The sequence below is a fragment of the Helcococcus massiliensis genome (genome assembly GCF_900258485.1).
Taxonomy (GTDB): Bacteria; Bacillota; Clostridia; order Tissierellales; family Peptoniphilaceae; genus Helcococcus; species Helcococcus massiliensis.
Genome location: NZ_OGVE01000003.1, coordinates 1 through 23,228, shown reverse-complemented (window position 1 = coordinate 23,228; position 23,228 = coordinate 1). Strand labels below are relative to the sequence as shown.

Sequence of the window (23,228 nt, the reverse complement as noted above, 5' to 3'; positions counted from 1 at the left end):
ATAAAATTAGAAATTAATCTAACTTTTCATTTATTTTATCCATAGTCATTTGGTAAGCTTTTTTACCTCTTTCATGGTCTTGGTAATCTTCAGCTAAAACAACTTGATGTAAATATAAATTGTTTTTCAAGGCAGTTCTCTTCATCCATGTAGGATATACCTTATGTTCTTCTAAACTAACCTTATTATCTTTGAAGTTTTTACTGAATTTCAATTCTACAATAGCACCATGTTCAGTTCTTATATTGTTAAGCGTCTCAAGGGTTTGGTTTGATATGAAGTTACCCATGGCATGTATTATAAATCCTTCTCTACCATCAGGACTTTTGTGAGTTTCGGCCTGTAAGACAACATGGGGATGGTTACCCAAAACTGCATCAGCACCCCAGTCAATCATATCTCTAGCAAGTTTTATATATTCCTCTGAATTTTTTTGAACATATTCATTACCCCAATGTGGATAAATAAGTATTATATCTACATTTTCTTTTCTTAAATGTTCTATATCTTTTTTTATAGTTTCAGGATCTAGCTTATTTATCAAATTCTTTTTTTCTGGCGTATTAAGTAAAGCTTCATAACCATTTAAGTTATCTGTATATCCTAAAATACCTATACTTATATCATTTACCTTTGTAATTAGATATTTATCTTTAATATCTTTTTGAGTTCCAAAATGTTGGATTCCGGATTTATCTATCTCTTCCATGGTAGTATAAACACCTTCTATCCCTGTATCTAAGGCATGATTGTTTGCTGTAGCTAAGACGTCAATACCTGCATCTTTTAAATATTTCAACAAATCAACAGGAGGATTAAAGTTTGGATAAGACGATACTGGCCTGTTGGGATTTATAGGACTTTCCAAATTAGCTATAGTAAGGTCGGCATCCTGAAGAAAGTCTTTTATAAGAGCATAATGGTCAGTAAAATCGTAGGAACCATCTTTGCCTTTGTATTTGCCATATTGGTTTAGAGATCCGTGGTATAAAATATCTCCAAGAGCCTTTATTCTAACTTCTTTAATAGGGTAAACTTTTTCTTTGGTCTCTTCTTGCTTGCTTTCTTCTATTGTTTGCTTAACTATAGAATCTTCTTTATTTATTTTTTTAACATATATTATTAAACCTGTTAAAATAGCAGTTAAAACAAATAAAATAATAGATAGTCTTTTAATATATTTATCTTTCATAATTACTCCTATTATAATCTTTAAAATGATATTATCATTTTTTTTTATATAAGTCTAAAATATGATAAACTATTATATTGAAAGGTGGTAGTTTGTGGATTTTTTAAATGAAATAAGAATGGCTTTCTTAGCCTTAAAAATTACAGATATCATAGATATACTAGTGATGACTTATATCATATATAAGTTGATCATGTCGGTAAAAGAGACCAGAGCTGAACAATTGTTAAAAGGTTTGGTTGTTATTTTAGTGTTTTCAAGGATTGCGCAAGCACTAAACCTTTATACTGTAAATTGGTTGATATCAAATATTTTTACTGTAGGTTTGATGATTGTAATCGTTGTATTTCAACCAGAATTACGTAAGGCTTTTGAAAAAATTGGTAGAGGTAATAGTTTCTTTAACTTTGCTAAGATTAGAAATAAAGATTATGAGATGAAAACAGACGAGATTGCTAATGCCGTTTCTTCAATGGCAAGACAAAAAATAGGTGCTTTGATAGTTCTTGAAAATGAATCATCATTAAAAGATATATCAGAAACAGGAACTTATCTAAATTCAGAGATTTCTAGTGAACTATTGATAAATATCTTCTTTCCAAATTCACCTCTTCATGATGGTGCTGTTATCATAAAAGAAGAAAAAATAGTTGCAGCAGGAGCTATTTTACCTTTATCAGACAATTTCAACATTTCTAAAGAGCTAGGTACCAGGCATAGGGCTGCGTTAGGCATGAGTGAAAAGTCTGATGCTTTTATAATTGTTGTATCTGAAGAAACAGGTGTTATTACAACAGTTTATAAGGGAGAATTATCTAGAAATATAGACATTGAAACCCTAAAGCAAAGTTTAAATAATTTATTTGTAAAGCAAGATGATTCAATATTTAAAAAAGCGGATGGCGAGGTGAAAGATGGACGTGCTTAAAAAAAATTGGAAGATAAAACTCCTATCTTTAGCTATAGCTATCTTTTTATGGTCTTATATTATGTCCACAACTAATCCCACGGTAAATGTAAGACTCACAAACATACCTATTATTTATGAAAATACAGAGTATTTAGCAGACAACGACCTAATGGTATCTCCAAAAACTAAAAAAACAGTTGATATAACTGTTAGCGGACAAAGATCAAGAATTGTGAATGTAACACCTCAACACGTAAGGGTAACTGCAGATTTTCAGTCTTTAGATGAGGGAATCCACACAGTAAACTTAAAATATTCCTTACCAGAGGGCGTTGTTTTAGAAGATTTTGAAAAAGATATGACTGTAACTATTGATAAGGTTATAAATAAGGAAATGCAGGTAGAAGTTTATAGTATAGGTGAACTTGAAGAGGGCATTGTAATCCAATCCACTTCGATTAATCCAGAAAAAGTTTCTGTTAAAGGTTCAAGATCTTTAATTGATCAAGTAGACAAATTGTTAGTTGATCTTGACCTAAATAGCTTAACTAATAGTATATCAGTCAATAGAAAGATAAGGGCGGTAGATTCTAAAGGACAAGATCTGCCAGGACTTACCTTTGGACAAGAATTTGTTAACTTAAGTGTTCAAGTTGAGATGCAAAAGGAAGTTGAAATAGAGCCTAAAATTATAGGACAGGTAGATAATGACTATAGGTTATCTGATGCAAATCTAAATAGAAATACTGTATTCGTACAAGGTCCAGCCGATGTAATTAAAGGATTAACCAAGATACAGACGCATGAGATTAATATTTCATCCCTAACTACAAGTCAGACCCTTCCAGTAAAACTAGACCTTCTACCTAATGTAAGGCTGGTAAACCCTGATTTTAAATATACTATAGATTTAGTATTGCAAGAAAAAGCAGATAAAAGATTTGACATTCCAGTATCAAAACTGAAGATAGAAAACCCTACATCTAAAGAATTTGAAATTGAAGAGAAAGCTATAAATGTAGTATTAAAAGATTTTTCAGACGAATTAGAGCAAATTGAGGAAGGACAAATAGAATTAAGAATTGATATAAGCGAATTGAATTCAGGTGAACATGTGATTAAGCCTGTAGTTTTAATAGATGGAATTGTAGCTGAAGGTAACCTATTGAAAGAGGTTTCTGATATAAAAATTGTGATTAAATAATGGAGGATAAAATGAGTGATGTAAGAGTAAGATTTGCGCCAAGTCCAACAGGATATGTGCATATAGGTGGTTTAAGAACAGCCTTATATAATTATTTATATGCTAGAAACAAGGGTGGGAAGTTTATTTTGAGAATTGAAGACACCGACAGGACTAGATATGTTGAGGGTGCCATTGAAAACATGATTGAAGTATTACAATGGGCAGGCCTTGATTATGATGAAGGTGTTTATGTTGGAGAAGACGGACAAATTATTGAAAAAGGACCTCATGGACCATATATCCAATCAGAAAGAGTAAAACAAGGTATTTATGACAAATACATCAAAAAACTTTTAGATGAAGACAAGGCTTACTATTGCTTCTGTACTCAAGAAAGACTTGATAATTTAAGAGAACAACAAAAAGCTGATGGCATGATGCCAAGATATGATGGTCTATGCCGTGGTATATCAAGAGAAGAAGCTGAAGAAAGAGTAGCTAATGGTGAAAAACACGTAATTAGAATAAAATTACCTGCCAATAAAGATATTCATTTCAACGATGCTATCAAGGGCCATATTTCTATAAACACAAATGATATGGATGACCAAGTACTTATAAAATCAGACGGATTCCCAACCTATCATTTTGCTGTAGTTGTAGATGACCATGATATGGAAATCACACATGTTATAAGAGGGGATGAATGGGTTTCATCAACACCAAAACACGTATACCTATATGAAGCCTTTGGATGGGAAGCACCAACCTTCATCCACTTACCAACTGTTTTAGGTCAAGATAAGAAAAAACTATCAAAAAGAAATGCTGACGTTTCTGTAGAAGACTTCAAACACAAGGGTTACTTGAGAGATGCTCTAATCAACTATATAGCCCTAGTTGGATGGTCACCAGAAACCAACCAAGAAATACTTTCACATGATGAATTGATTGACCAATTCTCCTTTGATAGGGTATCAAAATCAGGTGGTGTCTTTGATGTTGACAAATTAGACTGGGTAAGTAGCCAATATATTAAAAACTTATCAGACCAAGAGCTAGCAGATGCAATTAAACCTTACCTTGAAGAAGTGGGTTATATCGATGATTCCTTTGACCAAGATGAATTGTTAGAAATTGCTGCTACCTTTAAGACAGGTATTAACAAGCTATCTGACATAGCTGGACAAACAGACTTTATTTTTGCTGATTACAAAGATGGAGATTTCTATTCAGAAGTAAAAGAATTATTTGAATCTGAAGATGCTAAAAAGGTTCTTAATAGAGTTGTAGAAATATTAAAAGACGAAGAAATGAATGAAGACTTGGCTAAGTCTATCATGAAGAGAGTTAAAGAAGATACTGGCGTTAAAGGTAAATCCTTATTTATGCCAGTAAGAGCAGCTTTGACAGGTGCAGAACATGGACCAGAAATGCTTCATATATTCGTGATCCTAGGAAATGAGGAAATGATAAATAGACTAAACTATGTTTTAGAGAATTTTTAATATGAAAATTTATAATACATTAACTAGAAAAAAAGAAGATTTTAAAACAATAGAAAAAAACAAGGTAAAAATGTATGTATGTGGACCTACAGTTTATAACTATATCCACATAGGAAATGCCAGACCCTTGGTGTTTTTTGACACAGTTAGAAGATACCTAGATTACAAAAGCTATCAAGTTGAATTTGTTATGAATCTTACAGATATAGACGACAAAATAATTGATAGGGCCTTCGAAGAAGATATAGATTTTAGAGTAATCACAGAAAAATATATAGGTGAATTTCTAAAAAATGCTAGAGATCTAAATGTAGAAACAGACAAGATGACATTTCCACATGCTACCGATTATATTGAAAACATGGTGGACTTTATAAGTGGTCTAGAAAAGATGGATGCTGCTTATGATACTGAAAGTACAGTTTATTTCAATATTGATAAGGCTAAAGATTATGGTAAGCTATCTAAAAAACACCTTGAAGACCTAAATCATGGTTCTAGAGTGGATGTTTCTGAGGAAAAAAGAAATCCTATGGATTTTGCCTTATGGAAAAAACAAAAAGACCCAAAAGAACCAGCATGGGATAGCCCATGGGGTAAGGGAAGACCAGGTTGGCATATTGAATGTTCAACCATGGCCAAGGAACTTTTAGGTGAAAATATAGATATCCATGGCGGAGGAGAAGACTTACAATTTCCTCACCATGAAAATGAAATAGCCCAATCAGAAAGCTTGCATGGTCATGCCTTTGCAAACTACTGGATGCACAATAGTATGATAACAGTAGACAAGGAAAAAATGTCTAAGTCACTTGGTAATTTCTTTACCTTGCATGATATCGAAAAAGAATATGACCTTGAAATTATAAGGCTTTGGTTGATATCAAGCCACTATAGGACACCTTTAGATTTCTCAAGAGAATCCTTAGATGCTATCACTAATGCCTACAAAAGGTTGCAAAATACAAGACAAAACATAGATAGACTTATGGACCTTGTAGATGATAAGAATGATATCTTATCAGAAAATATTAAAGAAGGTGTAGACAAGATTGTGGCTGACTTTGAAAAATCAATGGACGATGACTTCAATACAGCCAATGCTATAGCATCCTTATTTGAATTAAATAAATATATAAATAGCAACTTTGATGAAAGTTCTCAAAAAGTTGACTTAGAATATGCCAAAGAAAAATATGATGACTTATTAAATGTTTTAGGTATAAGATTTAAAACTGAAATATTAGATAAGGAAATAGAAGACCTAATTGAAGAAAGAACGCTGGCAAGACAAAATAAGGACTTTGTCAGGGCTGATGAAATTAGAGATTTTTTACAAGAAAAAGGTATTAAATTAAAAGATACTCCTAGCGGAGTAGTATGGTCCAGGGAGTAGAATATGTCTGAAATAATTTATGGAAAAAATTCCGTATATGAGTATTTAAAAAGCCAAGACGCTGGAAAAAAGATTATTTTACAAAACAATCATAAGAAAGATAAGTTTAAAGACATCCTATCCTTGGCAAAGAAAAAAAATATAAATGTAGAAAACCTAGACAAGAAAGACTTGGATAAGCTAACAGATTTTGGTAACCACCAAGGTATAGTTCTTGAAATAGAAGACTACCAATACGCTGATTTAGAAGAGATTTTAGAACTAGCTAGTCAAAAAGATGATTCTATGCTTATAATTTTGGATGAAATTACTGATCCTCACAATTTAGGAGCCATCATCAGGACTGCTGAAGCTGGTGGTTTAGATGCGGTAATCATACCTAAACATAGGTCGGCAGAGGTAAATGCTACAGTCCACAAGACTTCAGCAGGAGCAACAAGCTTTATGAAAGTTGCGAGAGTTACCAATATTAATCAAACTATTGAAAAATTAAAAGAAGCTGGTTATTGGGTATATGGGGCAGATGGACACACTGACAAGTCCTATGACCAGATAGATTATTCAGGTAAGACCTGCCTAGTTATAGGAAATGAAGGCAGAGGCATATCTAAAAAAACTAAAGAAAAATGCGATGAGCTTATTAAAATACCTATGATAGGCCAGACAGAATCCTTAAATGCTTCTATATCAGCAGCTGTCTTGATATATGGAGCCCTACTACAAAAGAAACACAAGTTTTAATAAGTACTATTAGAAAAGAAACTCAAAATTTTGAGTTTCTTTTTATGGTAGAGAGGTATATGTATTAGATATAAAAATAAAAAAAAATGAGTCCAAATTAAGCCCGGGCAAAATAAAAAGACGTGTAAAATACACGTCTTTAAATATTGTTTGGAGGCGACGACCGGATTTGAACCGGTGATCGCGGTGTTGCAGACCGATGCCTTACCACTTGGCTACGCCGCCAAAACAATTACTTAATTATTATAACAGATAAGAATATTTTTTCAAGCTTAGACTGTTAGTGTATAATTAGAATGTTAGATTATGATAGGAGGAAAAATGTTAACATTATTAAAAAGAATGGGGAAAAAAGGTTTCCTATATCTTTGTCTTATAATTGCTTTAATTGCGGGACAAACATATTTTGACCTATTGATTCCTGATTATATGGCAGAAGTTACTGCCTTGGTACAAACACCAGGAACCAATATTAATAATATACTTATAAATGGTGGATATATGTTGCTAGCAGCTCTAGCATCACTGGTACTGGCAGTTATAACAGGATATTTTATAGCAAATTATTCTTCTATAATAGCCTACAATATAAGATCGGATTTATTTAAAAAAATACTAAATTTATCACAAGGGGACATAGATGAATTTACCCCTTCAAGTTTAATTACTAGAACTACAAATGACGTGAGTCAAGTAGAAATGTTTGTTGGTTTTGGTACCATGATTATTATAAAATCACCAGTTATGGCTATTTGGGCTATAAGTAAAATTATAGGAAAAGGCTTTGAATGGACTATGGCTATGGCTGTATCAATAGCAGTTATGATTGTTATAATGATTATTTTGATTAAAAAAGTTGTACCAAAATTCACCATTATTCAAGAATCAATAGATGAATTAAATATGGTTTCAAGAGAAAACTTAACAGGTATAAGGGTTGTAAGAGCCTTCAATGCTGAAGAATATCAAGAAGAGAAAATTTCTAAAGGTAACGAAAAACTTACACAAGTATCTAAGCAAACGCAAAAGATCTATGCAATTATCATGCCTATGATATTTTTCAACATGCACCTATTAACCCTAGCTATTTATGTAATTGGTGCTGGTATGATTACATCTTCATCCCTTCCAGTAAAGATAGAAACCTTTGGTAATATGATAGTTTTCTCATCATATGCTATGCAAGTTATCATATCATTCTTAATGCTTGGTTTCTTAGTTGTTATGTACTCTAGATCGCAAATTTCTTCAAAACGTATAAATGAAGTTTTTGATGCTGAAATAACTATTAAGGATGGTAATATCGATGTTCCATCAGATTCACAAGTATTAGAATTTAGAAATGTATCATTTAAATATCCAGATGCCCAAGAAAACATTTTGAATAATATTTGTTTTACTGCCAAAAAAGGTGAAACTGTAGCCTTTATAGGTCAAACAGGATCTGGTAAGTCAACAGTGGTTAACCTTATACCTAGGATGTATGAAGCGACTCAAGGTGAAATTTTAATTGATGGTGTAAATATCAATGACATGACAATGGAAAGCTTAAATAACAAAATTGGTTATGTACCACAAGAAGCTGTTATGTTTAGCATGTCAGTGGCGGACAATACAAGATTTGGTAGGTCTGCTAAAAATATTGAAATAGATGATATTAAAGAGGCTATAGAAGTGGCCCAAGGTAAAGACTTTGTAGAAAAACTTGATGACCAGTATGATTACATGGTAGCAAGGGGTGGTACCAACTTATCTGGTGGACAAAAGCAAAGATTGTCTATAGCCAGAGCTATTGCTAGAAAACCATCAATTTATATATTTGACGATACATTCTCAGCCTTGGACTTCAAAACAGAGGCAACTTTAAGGAAAGAATTATCTGACTTTACAAAAAATGCTATAAGTTTATTGGTTTCATCAAGAGTAGGGTCTGTAATGAGTGCAGACAAGATAATACTCTTAGAAAATGGTAAAATGGTTGGCCAAGGTAGCCACAAGGAACTATGGGAATCCAATGACCTATATAGGGAAATAGCATTATCACAACTATCAGAGGAGGAAATATATGAATCAATCAAATAAGACTCCAAAGACTAGTTTTATAAAATCACTAGGAAGAAATTTACGAGAGATGAAAGCTTTTAGAAAGAGCTTATACCTAGCTTTTCTATTTACAGTAATAGCAGCTATTTTATCTTCAGTTGCTCCATCTAAATTATCAGATCTTGCAGATGAAATATCCAAATCCTTAACTGTAGACTTTGAAGAAATGGGTAAACTAAGCCAAGAAATTGGTCTAAATTTACAAAGTGAAAATCCGCAAGATCTCCAATACGATGGTAAAGTAATAAGCCTTGACGATCAAAAATCTTATATGAATATTTTAAGTGAATTAAAAGAAAATAATATAAGTCTTGTTGAAAGGGATGAATTAAGTGAAGACCAACAAGCTATGTTGCTTGATTCTTACAAAAAGTTTCCACAATCAATTATAAATATTGTTGAACCCAGTTTAGATATGGATGCTGTATGGTCAATAGTGAAGCTGCTTATAGTTATTTATATAGGATCATTTGCCTTTTCCTATATACACGGATTGATAATGGCAGAAGTCACAAATGACTATGCCAAACAGCTTAGATCTGATGTATCAGATAAGATAAATAAATTACCATTAAATTATTTTGATACCAATCAAATCGGTGATATTTTATCACGTATGATAAACGACGTTGACCAAGTATCCTTCAACTTGGGAGATTCGCTGGGGACTATAGTAAGTTCAACTGCTCTTCTAATGGGTTCAGTAGTTATGATGTTTTCAACTAATTGGATGTTAGCCCTTATCGCAATATTGTCTTCCTTATTTGGTTTCCTATTTACAGGAATAATCATTGGAAAGTCTCAAAAATATTTTAGAACAAGACAAAAAGTATTAGGAGAAATAAACGGTCATACTGAAGAAATTATTTCAGGAATAGAAGTTGTTAAAATTTACAATGCCAAGGAAGAAACAGAAGAAAAGTTTGATGAATTAAATAATAATCTATTTTCTTCTTCTGTAAAATCCAAGTTCTTATCAAACATGTTGCAACCATTGATGAACTTTATAGGTAATTTTGGCTACCTAGCTGTTTCTATAGCAGGTGCTATATTTGTATCTAAGGGATATATTAGTTTTGGTGTTATAGTAGCCTTTATGACTTATGTAAGACTATTTACAAATCCATTATCTAGAATTGCTCAAGCCCTAAGTGCCTTACAAGCTTCAGCTGCAGCTTCAGATAGGGTATTTGAATTTATGGATGAAGTTGAATTATCAGATGAATCTCACCTAACTAATTACCTGGATCCTCATGATGTAGAAGGGGAGATAGAATTCAAAGATGTAGTATTCCAATATCCTTCAAATGACCAACCTACTATAAAGGGATTCTCAGCTAAGGCCTTACCAGGGCAAAAGATTGCAATAGTTGGACCTACCGGAGCTGGTAAGTCAACCATGGTAAACCTTCTTATGAAGTTTTACGAAATTTCCCAAGGTGATATATTAATTGATGGAAATTCAATTCATACTATAAGCAGAGAAAATATTCACGACCTATTTACTATGATTTTACAAGATACCTGGCTATTCCACGGAAGTGTTAGGGAAAATATAGTTTACAATATGAAAGATGTAAGTGATGATGAGTTAATGACTCTACTTGATTTTATAGGTTTAACACACTTTGTAAAAACTCTTCCAGAAGGCTTAGATACAATAATCAAATCCAACGATTCAGTATCAGCAGGACAAAGACAGCTTTTAACTATTGCTAGAGGTATGCTAAAAGATGCACCATTCTTGATACTTGACGAGGCTACATCAAATGTTGATACAAGGACAGAAGAGGTAATCCAAGAAGCTATGGACAAATTAATGTATGGTAAGACATCATTTATTATAGCTCATAGACTATCTACCATAGTAAATGCAGACCTCATCCTAGTTATGAAGGATGGAAATATAATTGAGCAGGGAACTCATAAGGAACTATTAGCTCAAAAAGGTTTTTATGCCGACTTGTACAATTCTCAATTTTCATTAAATTAAGTAGCTATAGAGAAGTAGTTATAAAAAACTTGCTATATAATCCTACTTAACTTATAATGAATGAAGAACAAATTTACCAGAAAAAAAGCTTGACAAGATTTTTTATAGGTTATATAATTATCTAGTCAGCTTGATTAGCTCAGCTGGTAGAGCAGCGGACTCTTAATCCGTGGGCCAAGGGTTCGAATCCCTTATCGAGCACCAAAAAATAAATTAAATGGCGAAAATTTTATTTTCGCCACCACATGCGGATGTGGCTCAGTGGTAGAGCATCGCCTTGCCAAGGCGAGGGTCGGGAGTTCGAATCTCCTCATCCGCTCCACTAAAAAACTTACGGACTTATCTGTTCGTAAGTTTTTGTTTTATATAAAATTAAAAAAAAGTTCTCTTCTATAAAAGAGAACTTTTTTCATGATTGAATATGATATACATATCTTTTATAAATTTTTACATATCTATTTTTGTAAATTTGGCATTGTAAAAATCATTTAGCTTACTTATACTACTGGTGTTTTCTTTATTAAGCTCATTATCTTTTGGTAATTCATATTTCATAAACCAATTACCCATTTTTACACCTATATTATTTTCATAAGGCTCTTTTGGAGATACCCCAACATATCTAATAACTTTGTAACCTAATCCCCAATATGTCACTTTACGACCATTATCATTAACTACCTTGATACAATACTTTGGCTCATGTCCTGTAGTAACTCTACCACTATCTATATAGTTTGTTATAATTCCTGCAACTATAAGTATTATTAAAAATATTCCTATACCAATATATAGCTTCTTTTTCATAAGATTTCTCCTTCATTTACCATAGCAATAAATTAATATTCTTTTTTTTTATTATATATTTAAATTTGAAAATAATCAATACTATCATTGAATTGGAGTAAAATTGTGACGGGTCACAATTTTACGTCATGACACGACAAGCACAAACGAAGTGCAGTGCGAGTCGATGTCTGGCCCTTCAACATCGAATGAAGAAAAATGTGACCGAGTAGGGAGCATTTTTAGAATGAGGTGTGAGATATAATAATATATAAAATTTTTAGAAATAGAACAGCTTTATGACTTGTGTGTGACTCGATCAAAAATAATAAAGATGGATTAAGTTCGAGAAAAAACTAAATAGAGATAGTTAGTTTTTTTGTGAGTTTATATGACATAGGTCTTAGATGATTCATGTGTATTTTGAGATTTTGGTGAATAGACATGAAAAGTTTGCTACAGAATTCATGACAGAGCGAGACTGTTCAGCATCTACATGAAGTGTTTGTTATAGGATTCATCACAGGAGCAAGAAAGGCTCAAATAGTCATGAAAAGTTGGGGATGGAATTCATGATAGGAGCAGAAAAGGCTCAAATAGTCATGAAAAGATGGGATTTGAAATCATGACAGGGAGAGACAGTTGAGGAATCCACATGACATTCATCCTAATAATGTCATGATTATTCTAAATATTACTGATCCTCACATCATTTTAAAACCCGCTAAACATTTTTCCTAAACTTCCTAATAATTTTCACTAAATTTTTGAAAAATTTTCGTATTTTCATGTTATACTTATATATGTGGTTTGTTTGACAATAATCTGCACTAGCAAAACGACCCTTATATGGCTTAAAAGCCAACAACTTAATATTAGTCTAAGTGGTGGAACTGGCAGACACGCTATCTTGAGGGGGTAGTGGGCGAAAGCCCGTGAGAGTTCGAGTCTCTTCTTAGGCACCATAAGCAAAGTTTCTATTTAATTTTAAATAGGGACTTTTTTTATAAGTTTTTATGGACAAGTGAATTCTTTAGGACTATAATCTAGTTAGATAGAAAGAACTATAAAATTAGGTTAACCTAAGGAGGCTTATATGACATATAAATTAGTTATGGTTCGTCATGGCGAAAGTGAATGGAACAAGGAAAACCTATTTACCGGATGGACCGATGTAGAATTATCAGAAACAGGGATTAATGAAGCAATCAATGGTGGAAAGCTATTGAAAGAAGAAGGATTCAAATTTGATATTTGCTTTACTTCATACCTAAAAAGAGCTATCCATACTGCAAACTATGTATTAAATGAATTAGACCAAGAATGGATACCAGTAATTAAAAACTGGAAACTAAATGAAAGACATTATGGAGCCTTACAAGGTTTGAATAAGAAAGAAACCGTTAAAAAATATGGTGACGAGCAAGTTCACCTATGGAGAAGATCTTATTCAGTACAACCACCAGCCTTGGAAGAAGATGACAAGAGAAATCCTGCCTTGCAAGACCAATATAGGAATGTCGACAAAAAAGATTTACCTTTGACTGAATGCTTAGAAGATACAGTTGCCAGAGTTATACCATATTTTGAAGAATGCATCAAACCAGAAATATTAGCTAACAAGCAAGTTTTAATAGCTGCCCATGGTAACTCATTAAGAGCGCTAGTAAAATACCTAGACCATATTTCAGATGATGACATTGCAGATTTGAATATACCAACAGGAATACCTTTTGTATATGAATTAGATGAAAATATGAATGTAATAAGTCGTAGGTACCTTGGTGACCAAGAAGCTGTAAAAGCAAAAATGGAAGCTGTCAAGGCACAAAGTAAGGTGAAATAAACTACACTTAATAAAATATAGAATAATTTAATGTAAAATAAACGGAATGCTACTTAAAATATTAGTAGATTCCGTTTATTTTTATATCTAAGTAAAATTTTGACATAAGCAAGATATTATTATATTATTATAGAAATATTTATTTAATTATAAAAAAAACAAATAATAGACATGGCGATAGTAGATAGTGAAAATGAATAATAATACTCTAACCGCTCGCTATAATGTATAAACTTGTAAGTTATTAGACTTACAAATCTACAATTTAAAATAGGAGGATGATCAAGATCTGTATATTCAGTATTTGATTAAAGACTTATGTTAAAATTTGAGTTAAAAAAAATATTTAAGAAAAACTACTTTATATTCATTACAATATTCGCCTTGTTGACATCTGCCTTTGCCTTGATAAACAATCAAAGTAATGGAAACCCAACTTTTCCTTCAGCTATTGAAATAAATGAAAATGGTGTATATGAAATCAGCACTTTTAGCAATTATATAGACTTACATTCAAAGGATAATGACCACTTAAGTGAAGATGACAAAGCTAAAATAGCTGGTAGAATTGATGAAATAGATACTTATATTTGGTCGGCCTATATATTAGATGGACCTAGAAATGAAGATAAGGTTGATAAGGCAAAATACAAGGCTGCATATATTAGACAAGTTGAGAGTTTTGATAAGCTATTAAATGAGTACAATATAAAGGTTAAAAACTATAAAAAATCTCAGTGGGAATGGGTAAAATTTGCAAGCAACAATATGAAAACTACCAGTGCAAGTCCCATGTCCTACGAAGAAGGTGGCAAATACTTTCCAAACCTGACAAAAAATTTAGTCCATAACCAAAAAATATTATTTGCTTTTCCTCTAATATTATTTGTTATTATTTTATTTCACAACATTATTTCTGAAGAGCGAGAAAAAGGTACTTATAATCTACTGAAAACTAATGGATTAAATGATTTTGCAATATTTAAGAATAAATTTTTCTTATTTATATTAACTTTGATAATATACTTCTCCCTAGTTTCAGTTTTTATGTTAATTGGATCTATAATTGTAGGTCAAGGGGGAGGACTAGGTTTTTCAGATATTTATAAAGTATTTGATAGCAAGGACCTATCTTACATCAAAGGCTACCGATTACTAATAAGTCTATTTTTATCCTACCTAGCATTATTTACACTTATATCTTCTTTTGTCTTATTTATAAGCTCAAAAGTTAATAATTCTAGAAAGGCCTTTGGGATTTTACTTAGCATATTTTGCCTTCTAGTATTTGTGAATATGTACAACACCTATTCATTTTCATCTTATAATCCTATAAATTTATTTGATTATAAAATGACCTTAACAGGCGGCATTGTAGAGGTGTTAGCAGAGGATGGAAATACACTTATACAAAAAATAAGTCTAGCTAAAGGAATATTGCCTTATATTATTTGTTTCGCTATTTCTGTATTATTTTTCATCTTGGCCTTAGTTAAAGTTGATATATTTGGTAAGGAAAAAACAAAGATTCAAAAACATCCTAAAAAATTAAGCCTATTAGATTTTGAAAATCTAAAAATATATAAGTCGCCTGATTTTTACCTATATATTTGCTTAGCTTTTGTAGTACTAGCAGCTTTATTTTTCAGACTTAAATTTGAAGATGATAAGCTTAGGGACGAATACTTGTCTGAGGCAAATAATTCTTCTATAGAAGATTTTATAGAAAAAGAAGAAAAAGCCATGCAAGACTTTATAAAAAATAAGGATCTTATCATAAGTGGTGGTGTCAACCTAATAGATAAGCCTATGGAATTATCATTTGAAGAGTATTACGAAATAAGACTTGAGGCATATAAGGATGAAATAAAAAAATTAAAAGACGAAAAAGAAGACTCTATAAAACTAAAAGAATATTATACTAGTCAAAATGGAAGAGAATATTATAAGTTAAAAGAAAAGATTTACCAAAATGACTTTGGAATACATTCGCCTATTGGTAGGGCCGATTTAGCCTATTCAAAGGCATCGTATTTTGAAGGTTTAGCAAGATTAGAAAAATTAGCAGAAATTAACCATAAACCACTTTTAAAAAATTGGATAATATACCAATCCAAACTAGAAGAAGGTCCTCTTAATATTAAGGCATTGACTTATGATGACTTACATTATGAAAGCAGCCATTCTTCCATATATTCACTTTATAGGATGTTTAACATCTACAAGCTAGATATAATTATGATTATTTTCTTGGTCCTTGTATGTGCAGGTGGATTTACCAATGATAAAGAAAGTGGAAATCAAATTAAGCTATTATTTACCCAGCCTATCAAAAGGAAAGAGATTATAAAAAACAAGCTAATAGCTTCTTTAGTGACATCCTTATCTATACTAGGCGTGATAGTAGTTTTGATAATTTTACTTGGCTTTATAACAGAGGGCTTTGGAAATATAAATTATCCTGTAGTTTACTATAAGAACACGGTGAAAAATATTGAATTGATAAATGAAGATAAATTGAATTACTTTACTTTGATTCCAATCTACCTATATCTAATTAGACTATTTGTGGCTATAATTTTTCAAATAATATTTTTAATTTCACTAGCAATTTTTATATCAATCTTTGTTAGAAGAAAAATAGATGTATTCGTTATATTGACTAGTATTTTAACCCTAGGGATCTACTTAAGTAAATATTTGCCATATCAGCTAAATTATATCAATCCTTTTTCACATTTAATTGCGAGAAATATTGCTGATGGGTCAATTATCTTTAAAGCATCTTTTGAATTTTATAATATATTTATCAGCATATTTGTCTTATTGATATGGTCCTTTATTTTGACCTATATTAGTGTAAAATTATCTAAAAGTAAAGAAATAAAATGAGGTGGGAGATGAGCATAGTAAAAATTGAAAATCTATCCAAAAGCTATGGTGATAAGTTTGTACTAAAAGACTTGAATTTAGAAATTTCTAAGCCTGGTATATATGCCTTAATTGGGCCCAATGGATCTGGAAAGACGACTTTATTTAATATACTAGCAAATTTGATCAAGGCTGATTCAGGTGAAGTTTATTTATTAGATGAAAAAAATGATGCATCTCCTATATTTTCTAAAGCATCTTTTTTAATAGATACCAACATATTATATGGCTACTTATCAGGATTTGACCACTTACTTTTTATTGAATCGGCTCAAAAACTAGATAAAGAAAGAAAAAACATTATTATAGATAAGCTTCATTTATCATCATTTATTCATAAAAAGGTTTCCCGACATTCTTTAGGAATGAAACAAAAACTATTAATAGCAATGACACTTATGAATAATCCCAAATTAATAATTTTAGATGAGCCCTTCAATGGCCTTGATCCTACATCGCTTATACAGATTAGATCTTTGCTAGTAGATATAGCTAAAGAAGGGGCTACAATAATAATCTCTTCACATGGTTTAACCGATATAAGCCTTTTGACAGACAATATTATGTTCCTAAAAGATGGTAAATTGATAGAAGAAGAAATTAAAATGGAAAACAAATACCAATTACTAGAAATAGAAGAAAAGTATTTAGAAGTTTTTCCTGAACAAAAAAATAAAATATAATTTAACATTAAACACAAAATATAGTATCATACAAGAGTAGCGATATTCTATATTAGTAAGTTTACAGAAATCAAAAAGGTTAGTAATTTTACTAGCCTTTTAGTTTATTATTTTCTAAAAAACATATATAATAGAAGAATAATATTAATCTAAAGGAGAATTATATGGATAATATACCAGAAGACAACAGGTCAAATGAAAATAGACCAGATACTAATAGACCAAATGAAAACAGATCTAGATATGAAGATCAAGAAACAAGAAGACAAAGAAGACCTAGACCAGATAGGGAAGGTGGCTATAATAGAAGACCAAGAAATGATGAATCAGATAATAAATTAATTAAAATTATCATGATTGTTTTAGCTCTTCTACTTGTTGGAACAATAAGTGTTTACGCAATTAAATTGCTATTTACAGAAAAGCCAAACTCAACTGTAGTTGATAGTCAAAAAGAAACTACTTTAGAAACTAAAGATGAAAGCAGTAAAGAAACTAAGGAAGAAACAAGAAAAGAAACAGAAAAAGAAACAGTTAAGGAAACAGAAAAAGAAACTGTTAAAGAAACAGAAAAAGAAACAGTTAAGGAAACAGAAAAAGAAACTGTTAAAGAAACAGAAAAAGAAACTGAAAGACCAAGCGATAGTGGAAACCAAAATAACCAATCAAATCAAGTTGACCAAAACAAATTGAAAAACTTTACACCAGTTAAGGTTGGTTCATACAAGAGTACAGCTAAAGTTACTGTTTCACAAATACAAAATGCTAATATTGATCAAGTAATAGACATGATAATCCAAGGTAAGCTTGGCTACGGTTGGGAGAGAGTTGACCTATTACAAAAGGCAGGTCTAAACCCAGAATATGTATCAAGCCTAGTAAATAACAAATTAAAACAACTTGGATATTAGGATTAAATTATAAGGTGGAGATTTATGAGTATAGTTAAACCTTCTATTCTTCCAGGTTTTATGGAACTATTGCCTGAAGAACAGAAACTTTTCGATAATATGAAAAATACTATCGAAGAAAATTTTATCAAATATGGATTTGTAAATATTGATACGCCCTTGATAGAAAAAGAAGAGATTCTACTTTCTAAGGGTGGAGGAGAAACTTCCAAGCAAATTTATAGGATAGACAAGGAGTCAACAGCCCAAGCCTTGAGGTTTGATTTGACTGTTTCCCTTGCTAGATATGTGGCTATGCATCAAGAAAATCTCCATTTTCCTTTTAGAAGATACCAAATAGGTAAGGTTTACAGGGGAGAAAGAAATCAAAAGGGTAGGTATAGGGAATTTTACCAATGTGATATAGATATCATTGGTAATGAAAACTTAGACCTAGCCAATGATGCAGAACTACCTAGCCTAATATTTAATATATTTAAGGACTTAGGTTTTTCTGAATTAGTCTTTAAGATAAACAACCGTAAGCTATTACAAGGATTTTTAGAATCACTATCCATAAATAAGTTCGAAGAAGTTTTAAGGACTATTGATAAACTAGCTAAAATTGGTGAAGAGAAAACTAAAGACCTTTTAAGAGAATTTGAAATTTCAGATGAAAACATTGAAAAAATCTTCGACTTTATTGAGTCTGAAGATAGCAGTGAAAAGTCCTTAGAAAAACTGGATAACTACCAAATTGAAAATGAAAAATTCAAAGAAGGTGTAAAAGAATTAAAAGAAGTTTACCGATACATGCAAGACTTCAACTTACCTAGTGAAAATGTAAAGATAGATTTTACAATTACTAGGGGCTTGGATTATTACACAGGTACAGTTTATGAAACCTACCTAAAAGACTATGAAGAAATTGGAGCTGTTTGCTCTGGTGGTAGGTATGATGACCTTGCAAATAACTTTACCAAGAAGAAGTTCCCAGGTGTTGGACTTTCTTTAGGTTTGACTAGGTTATTCTACCAATTAAATGAAGCGGGGCTTTTGACCAAGCAAGAAGAGACAATTGATAAACCTATTTTGGTAATACCAATGGATGAAGAGTCTAAAAGATATGCTATAGAATTGGTAAATATTTTGAGAGAAAATAATTTTGCTTCCCAAGTTTATCTAGAAAATGGCAAGGCCAAAAAGAAATTTACCTATGCTGATAGACTTGATGTTGAAAAAGTCCTTATAGTAGGTACAAATGAAATGGAAGCAAATGAAGTAACCGTTAGAAATTATATAAATGGTGATCAAAAAACAATTAATAAAGAAGAGTTAATAGAGTTTTTAGGAGTAGTAAATGAAGATTAGTTTTCCAGATGGAAATGTTAAGGAATTTGAAGAAGGCATACAATTATTAGATGTTGCTAAATCTATATCAGAAGGATTTGCAAGATCTATAGTAGGGGCCGAATACAATGGCCAGTTGATGGGCTTACAAGAAAAAGTATATGAAGATGGACAAGTAAATTTCTTCAAATATGATAGTGATCAAGCCAAACAACTATTTTGGCATACCACATCACACTTGATGGCAGCAGCCATACAGAAACTTTTCCCAGATGTACTTTTTGCAATAGGACCAGCAATTGAAAATGGTTTTTACTATGATATAGATAGTGACCACCAATTTGTTCCTGAAGATTTAGAAAAAATAGAAAAAGAAATGTTAAACATAGCTAGAGAAAAACATGACCTAGTTAGAAAAGATATTTCTAGACAAGAAGCCTTAGACTACTTCCAAAAAAGAGGTGACAAGTACAAAGTAGAATTGATAAATGATTTGCCAGAAGATGCAAATATTTCTATTTATGAATTAGGTGACTTTACAGACCTTTGCAAGGGACCTCATTTATTAAATACAAAAGATATAAAGGCAGTTAAATTACTTTCAATAGCAGGCGCTTATTGGAAGGGAGATAACAACAACAAGATGTTGCAAAGAATCTATGGTATTTCGTTTAACAAACAGGCTGAGCTTGATGAATACCTAAATATGCTTGAAGAAGCTAAGAAGAGAGACCACAGACTTTTAGGTAAGCAAATGGACTTATTCATGTTTGCTGAACAGGGTCCAGGATTCCCATTCTACCTACCAAAGGGTATGATTCTAAAAAATCAATTACAAGATTACTTATTAGAATTACTAGATAAGACTGGCTATGGTCAAATTTCTACACCAATGATCTTAAATGAAGAACTATGGCATACATCAGGTCACTGGGACCACTATGCTGAAAATATGTACTTCACAGAAATCGATGAAGAACCATATGCTATTAAACCAATGAACTGTCCAGGTTCAATCCTAGTTTACAAATCAAGACCACATTCATATAGGGACCTTCCTATAAGACTTGGTGAATTAGGATTAGTTCACAGACATGAGTTATCAGGTGCTCTACATGGATTATTTAGAGTAAGAGCCTTCACCCAAGATGATGCGCATATATTCTGTCTACCATCACAAGTAAAAGATGAAATCAAGTCAATCATGAGCCTTGCAGGTGAAATATATTCTAAATTTGGATTCAAATACAAGGTATATATTTCAACAAGACCTGAAGACTACATGGGTACAGTAGAACAATGGGACAAGGCTGAAAAAGCTCTTATTGAAACTGTAGAAGAATTAAATCTAGACTATGAAATAAATGAAGCAGATGGAGCCTTCTACGGACCAAAGATTGATATTCAATTATTTGACTCACTAAATAGGCCATGGCAATGTGGTACAGTACAATTAGACTTCCAAATGCCACAAAGATTTGATATTGAATACACCGATGAACACAATGAAAAATCAAGACCAGTTATGATCCACAGAGCTATCTATGGTTCATTAGAAAGATTTATTGGTATCTTGATTGAGCACTATGCTGGTAACTTCCCATTATGGTTGGCACCAGTCCAAGCAAGCTTCATACCTGTAAGCGTGGATGTTCATGGAGAAAAAGTAGAAGAAATTTACAAGAAATTTAAAGATGCCGGATTAAGGGTAGAATTTGATGGAAGAAATGAATCAATGGGTAAGAAGATCAGAGATTCACAAACTTCCAAGATTCCTTACCAATTTGTATTCGGTGACAAGGAGCTTGAAGAAAACACCGTTTCAGTAAGAAAATATGGTGAAAAGAAAACTGAAAGCTATGATTTAGATGAGTTTTTACAAGAAATGGTAAAAACTGTAAGAGAAAGACAATAATATTTGACATAAGTTATTTATTGTTGTATAGTATACAAGTACGAAGAAGAGCTACCTACTCTCACCTAATCGGTTGACCGCATTGGGTTACACTTAATATTGATTTTATTAGGATAGTAGTGTAGGTTTTTGCCTGCGCTACTATTTTTATTTGTAACTATTTAGATAGGTAAGCTGGTATAAAATATTTTTACTATACTTTAGGAGGTATGTTATTAAAGAACTTCAAATAAACGAGCAAATTCGTGTACCAGAAGTAAGACTTATTGCTGAAGACGGCGAACAAGTTGGTATTGTATCACTGGATGAAGCTATGGACAGAGCTGCTCAAGCAAATTTAGACTTAGCACTTATGTCACCAAATGCTAAACCACCAGTTGCAAGGATCATGGACTATAGCAAATATAGATATGATCAAATGAAAAAACAAAAAGAAGCAAGAAAAAATGCTAAAACAGTGAGTGTGCAAGAGATTAGATTATCTCCAAACATTCAACAACATGATATTGAAATTAAGGCTCGAAACGCAAGAAGAATTATTAACAAAGAAGATAAAGTAAAGGTAAGCGTTAGATTTAGAGGAAGAGAAATGGCTCACAAAGATCTAGGTAGAGAAGTGCTAGATAAATTCTTTGAAGAGTTAAGCGATGTGGCTCAAATCAGTTCAAAACCAAAAATGGACGGTCGAAACATGCACATGATGATCGAACCTAAGAGCGAATAGGAGGAAATTATGCCAAAAATGAAGACACATAGAGGTTCAGCAAAGAGATTTAAAAGAACCGGTACAGGTAAATTAAAGAGATTTAAAGCTTATAAATCACATATCACAGGTAAAAAATCACCAAAGAGAATTAGAAATTTAAGAAAATCAACCCTAGTAAGCAAGGGAGACATGAAAAGAATCGACAAGATGATTCCTTAGGAGGTAATTGATGGCTAGAGTAAAAGGTGCAGTTAATGCAAAGAAAAATCATAAAAAATATCTAAAATTAGCTAAAGGATATAGAGGCGGTAAGTCAAGATTATTCAGAACAGCAAAACAAGCTGTAATGAAATCATTACAATATTCATATATTGGTAGAAAACAAAGAAAAAGAGATTTCAGACAATTATGGATTGCTAGAATCAACGCTGCTGCAAGAGCAAACGGCTTAAACTATTCAAGATTTATGAATGGATTGAAAAAAGCTAATATCGATATCAACAGAAAGATGCTTTCTGAAATTGCTATCAATGATTCTCAAGCATTCACACAATTAGTTGAAACAGCTAAGGAAGCTTTATAAGATAGAAAATATTTAGATGGTGTTGCGGATTTGGAAAATACAATCTGTGCACCATCTTTTTTTTTAATTTGATAATTACATTTTATCAAGAGAGACGAGGGCTTTTAAAAGTTCTCGTTTTTTTGTGGTTAAAAACTTATCCAAAATCCCTTTTTCGTGGGTTTTAGGATTTGAAAAGACAAAAATTTCTGTAAGTCGTCCATAGTAAGAATATAAGTTTTAAAATCACTTTTTGAATTTTATACTTACGAAAATCAGAAAACCATAAGTTTAAAAATTGATTTCCGAATTTAAAACTTATCTAGGAACTAGAGAATAAGTTTTAAAATCACTTTTTGAATTTTATACTTACTAAAACTCCAAAACTATAAGTTTTAAAATTAAAGTGAGGTGTCCCCCAAAAAGTAGAGTTTAAAATATGATAAATTATTTCTTGATTTTGAGCTCATAAATTCAAGAATTGGAGCCTTTGGAATATTTTTACCTTAGGCTCCTCAACAACTATGCCT

The 23,228-nt window shown here is 31.7% G+C and carries 18 protein-coding genes and 4 tRNA genes; 19 read left to right on the top strand and 3 right to left on the bottom strand.

The annotated features are described in order from the left end of the window. Window positions 1-13: 13 nt before the first annotated feature. Window positions 14-1,192, bottom strand: coding sequence for a CapA family protein (locus tag C4Q29_RS03355; RefSeq protein ID WP_103981417.1), 1,179 nt, complete (start codon window positions 1,190-1,192; stop codon window positions 14-16). Between the two features lie 94 nt (window positions 1,193-1,286). Here C4Q29_RS03355 and cdaA point away from each other — a divergent pair, with 94 nt between their 5' ends. From cdaA to rlmB, 5 genes are all read left to right on the top strand, one after another. After that, window positions 1,287-2,120, top strand: coding sequence for a diadenylate cyclase CdaA (gene cdaA / locus C4Q29_RS03350; protein ID WP_234994029.1), 834 nt, complete (start codon window positions 1,287-1,289; stop codon window positions 2,118-2,120). A 61-nt stretch (window positions 2,121-2,181) separates the two neighbouring features. Next, a complete protein-coding gene (locus tag C4Q29_RS03345; RefSeq protein WP_159459200.1) occupies window positions 2,182-3,306 on the top strand; it encodes a CdaR family protein in 1,125 nt (374 codons plus the stop codon). Window positions 3,307-3,317: 11 nt separating this feature from the next. Next, window positions 3,318-4,796 (top strand): glutamate--tRNA ligase, encoded by a 1,479-nt coding sequence (gene gltX / locus C4Q29_RS03340; RefSeq protein WP_103981415.1) that lies wholly within the window; start codon window positions 3,318-3,320, stop codon window positions 4,794-4,796. 1 nt (window position 4,797) lies between these two features. Further along, window positions 4,798-6,192 carry a cysteine--tRNA ligase gene (gene cysS / locus C4Q29_RS03335; RefSeq protein ID WP_103981414.1) on the top strand — a complete coding sequence of 465 codons (1,395 nt, stop codon included), beginning with the start codon at window positions 4,798-4,800 and terminating at the stop codon, window positions 6,190-6,192. Between the two features lie 3 nt (window positions 6,193-6,195). Beyond that, window positions 6,196-6,933: a 23S rRNA (guanosine(2251)-2'-O)-methyltransferase RlmB gene (gene rlmB, locus C4Q29_RS03330; RefSeq protein WP_103981413.1), complete on the top strand. Its 738-nt coding sequence runs from the start codon at window positions 6,196-6,198 to the stop codon at window positions 6,931-6,933. 151 nt (window positions 6,934-7,084) lie between these two features. On the opposite strand, the gene C4Q29_RS03325 is transcribed toward rlmB, so the two are convergent. Further along, a tRNA-Cys gene (locus C4Q29_RS03325) sits at window positions 7,085-7,158 on the bottom strand. 96 nt (window positions 7,159-7,254) lie between these two features. Between C4Q29_RS03325 and C4Q29_RS03320 the strand changes: the two genes are divergently transcribed. From C4Q29_RS03320 to C4Q29_RS03305, 4 genes are all read left to right on the top strand, one after another. Next, complete coding sequence (locus tag C4Q29_RS03320; RefSeq protein WP_103981412.1) at window positions 7,255-9,015, top strand: ABC transporter ATP-binding protein; 1,761 nt, start codon at window positions 7,255-7,257, stop codon at window positions 9,013-9,015. Then, a complete protein-coding gene (locus tag C4Q29_RS03315) occupies window positions 8,999-11,029 on the top strand; it encodes an ABC transporter ATP-binding protein (RefSeq protein ID WP_103981411.1) in 2,031 nt (676 codons plus the stop codon). Before C4Q29_RS03320 ends, C4Q29_RS03315 begins: the two co-directional genes overlap by 17 nt. A gap of 128 nt (window positions 11,030-11,157) precedes the next feature. After that, a tRNA-Lys gene (locus tag C4Q29_RS03310) sits at window positions 11,158-11,233 on the top strand. A 43-nt stretch (window positions 11,234-11,276) separates the two neighbouring features. Then, window positions 11,277-11,351: transfer RNA gene (locus tag C4Q29_RS03305), tRNA-Gly, on the top strand. Between the two features lie 125 nt (window positions 11,352-11,476). On the opposite strand, the gene C4Q29_RS03300 is transcribed toward C4Q29_RS03305, so the two are convergent. Then, window positions 11,477-11,836 carry a hypothetical protein gene (locus tag C4Q29_RS03300; protein ID WP_103981410.1) on the bottom strand — a complete coding sequence of 120 codons (360 nt, stop codon included), beginning with the start codon at window positions 11,834-11,836 and terminating at the stop codon, window positions 11,477-11,479. Between the two features lie 857 nt (window positions 11,837-12,693). Here C4Q29_RS03300 and C4Q29_RS03295 point away from each other — a divergent pair. The 10 genes from C4Q29_RS03295 to rplT all read left to right on the top strand — a co-directional run bounded on the left by C4Q29_RS03295 (window position 12,694) and on the right by rplT (window position 22,719). Then, a tRNA-Leu gene (locus tag C4Q29_RS03295) sits at window positions 12,694-12,780 on the top strand. Window positions 12,781-12,911: 131 nt separating this feature from the next. Beyond that, window positions 12,912-13,661, top strand: a complete 750-nt coding sequence (gene gpmA / locus C4Q29_RS03290) for a 2,3-diphosphoglycerate-dependent phosphoglycerate mutase (RefSeq protein ID WP_103981409.1) — start codon at window positions 12,912-12,914, stop codon at window positions 13,659-13,661. A gap of 318 nt (window positions 13,662-13,979) precedes the next feature. Continuing rightward, window positions 13,980-16,553 carry an ABC transporter permease gene (locus tag C4Q29_RS03285; RefSeq protein WP_103981408.1) on the top strand — a complete coding sequence of 858 codons (2,574 nt, stop codon included), beginning with the start codon at window positions 13,980-13,982 and terminating at the stop codon, window positions 16,551-16,553. 8 nt (window positions 16,554-16,561) lie between these two features. Then, window positions 16,562-17,275 carry an ABC transporter ATP-binding protein gene (locus C4Q29_RS03280; protein WP_103981407.1) on the top strand — a complete coding sequence of 238 codons (714 nt, stop codon included), beginning with the start codon at window positions 16,562-16,564 and terminating at the stop codon, window positions 17,273-17,275. Between the two features lie 164 nt (window positions 17,276-17,439). Next, complete coding sequence (locus tag C4Q29_RS06325; RefSeq protein ID WP_159459199.1) at window positions 17,440-18,186, top strand: hypothetical protein; 747 nt, start codon at window positions 17,440-17,442, stop codon at window positions 18,184-18,186. Between the two features lie 24 nt (window positions 18,187-18,210). Next, window positions 18,211-19,536, top strand: coding sequence for a histidine--tRNA ligase (hisS, locus tag C4Q29_RS03265; RefSeq protein ID WP_103981404.1), 1,326 nt, complete (start codon window positions 18,211-18,213; stop codon window positions 19,534-19,536). Beyond that, window positions 19,526-21,430 (top strand): threonine--tRNA ligase, encoded by a 1,905-nt coding sequence (gene thrS, locus C4Q29_RS03260; protein ID WP_103981403.1) that lies wholly within the window; start codon window positions 19,526-19,528, stop codon window positions 21,428-21,430. The genes hisS and thrS overlap by 11 nt, the downstream gene beginning before the upstream one ends. A gap of 184 nt (window positions 21,431-21,614) precedes the next feature. Next, window positions 21,615-22,154, top strand: a complete 540-nt coding sequence (gene infC, locus C4Q29_RS03255; RefSeq protein WP_200813123.1) for a translation initiation factor IF-3 — start codon at window positions 21,615-21,617, stop codon at window positions 22,152-22,154. Window positions 22,155-22,163: 9 nt separating this feature from the next. Further along, complete coding sequence (gene rpmI, locus C4Q29_RS03250) at window positions 22,164-22,355, top strand: 50S ribosomal protein L35 (RefSeq protein WP_103981401.1); 192 nt, start codon at window positions 22,164-22,166, stop codon at window positions 22,353-22,355. Window positions 22,356-22,365: 10 nt separating this feature from the next. After that, a complete protein-coding gene (gene rplT, locus C4Q29_RS03245; RefSeq protein ID WP_103981400.1) occupies window positions 22,366-22,719 on the top strand; it encodes a 50S ribosomal protein L20 in 354 nt (117 codons plus the stop codon). Window positions 22,720-23,228 lie beyond the last annotated feature (509 nt).

Coding starts and splice junctions, on each gene's coding strand:
- C4Q29_RS03355 (WP_103981417.1), bottom strand. CDS start 1,192: ATGAAAGATAAATATATTAAAAGACTATCTATTATTTTATTTGTTTTA.
- C4Q29_RS03345 (WP_159459200.1), top strand. CDS start 2,182: ATGTCCACAACTAATCCCACGGTAAATGTAAGACTCACAAACATACCT.
- gltX (WP_103981415.1), top strand. CDS start 3,318: ATGAGTGATGTAAGAGTAAGATTTGCGCCAAGTCCAACAGGATATGTG.
- cysS (WP_103981414.1), top strand. CDS start 4,798: ATGAAAATTTATAATACATTAACTAGAAAAAAAGAAGATTTTAAAACA.
- rlmB (WP_103981413.1), top strand. CDS start 6,196: ATGTCTGAAATAATTTATGGAAAAAATTCCGTATATGAGTATTTAAAA.
- C4Q29_RS03320 (WP_103981412.1), top strand. CDS start 7,255: ATGTTAACATTATTAAAAAGAATGGGGAAAAAAGGTTTCCTATATCTT.
- C4Q29_RS03315 (WP_103981411.1), top strand. CDS start 8,999: ATGAATCAATCAAATAAGACTCCAAAGACTAGTTTTATAAAATCACTA.
- C4Q29_RS03300 (WP_103981410.1), bottom strand. CDS start 11,836: ATGAAAAAGAAGCTATATATTGGTATAGGAATATTTTTAATAATACTT.
- gpmA (WP_103981409.1), top strand. CDS start 12,912: ATGACATATAAATTAGTTATGGTTCGTCATGGCGAAAGTGAATGGAAC.
- C4Q29_RS03285 (WP_103981408.1), top strand. CDS start 13,980: ATGTTAAAATTTGAGTTAAAAAAAATATTTAAGAAAAACTACTTTATA.
- C4Q29_RS03280 (WP_103981407.1), top strand. CDS start 16,562: ATGAGCATAGTAAAAATTGAAAATCTATCCAAAAGCTATGGTGATAAG.
- C4Q29_RS06325 (WP_159459199.1), top strand. CDS start 17,440: ATGGATAATATACCAGAAGACAACAGGTCAAATGAAAATAGACCAGAT.
- hisS (WP_103981404.1), top strand. CDS start 18,211: ATGAGTATAGTTAAACCTTCTATTCTTCCAGGTTTTATGGAACTATTG.
- thrS (WP_103981403.1), top strand. CDS start 19,526: ATGAAGATTAGTTTTCCAGATGGAAATGTTAAGGAATTTGAAGAAGGC.
- rpmI (WP_103981401.1), top strand. CDS start 22,164: ATGCCAAAAATGAAGACACATAGAGGTTCAGCAAAGAGATTTAAAAGA.
- rplT (WP_103981400.1), top strand. CDS start 22,366: ATGGCTAGAGTAAAAGGTGCAGTTAATGCAAAGAAAAATCATAAAAAA.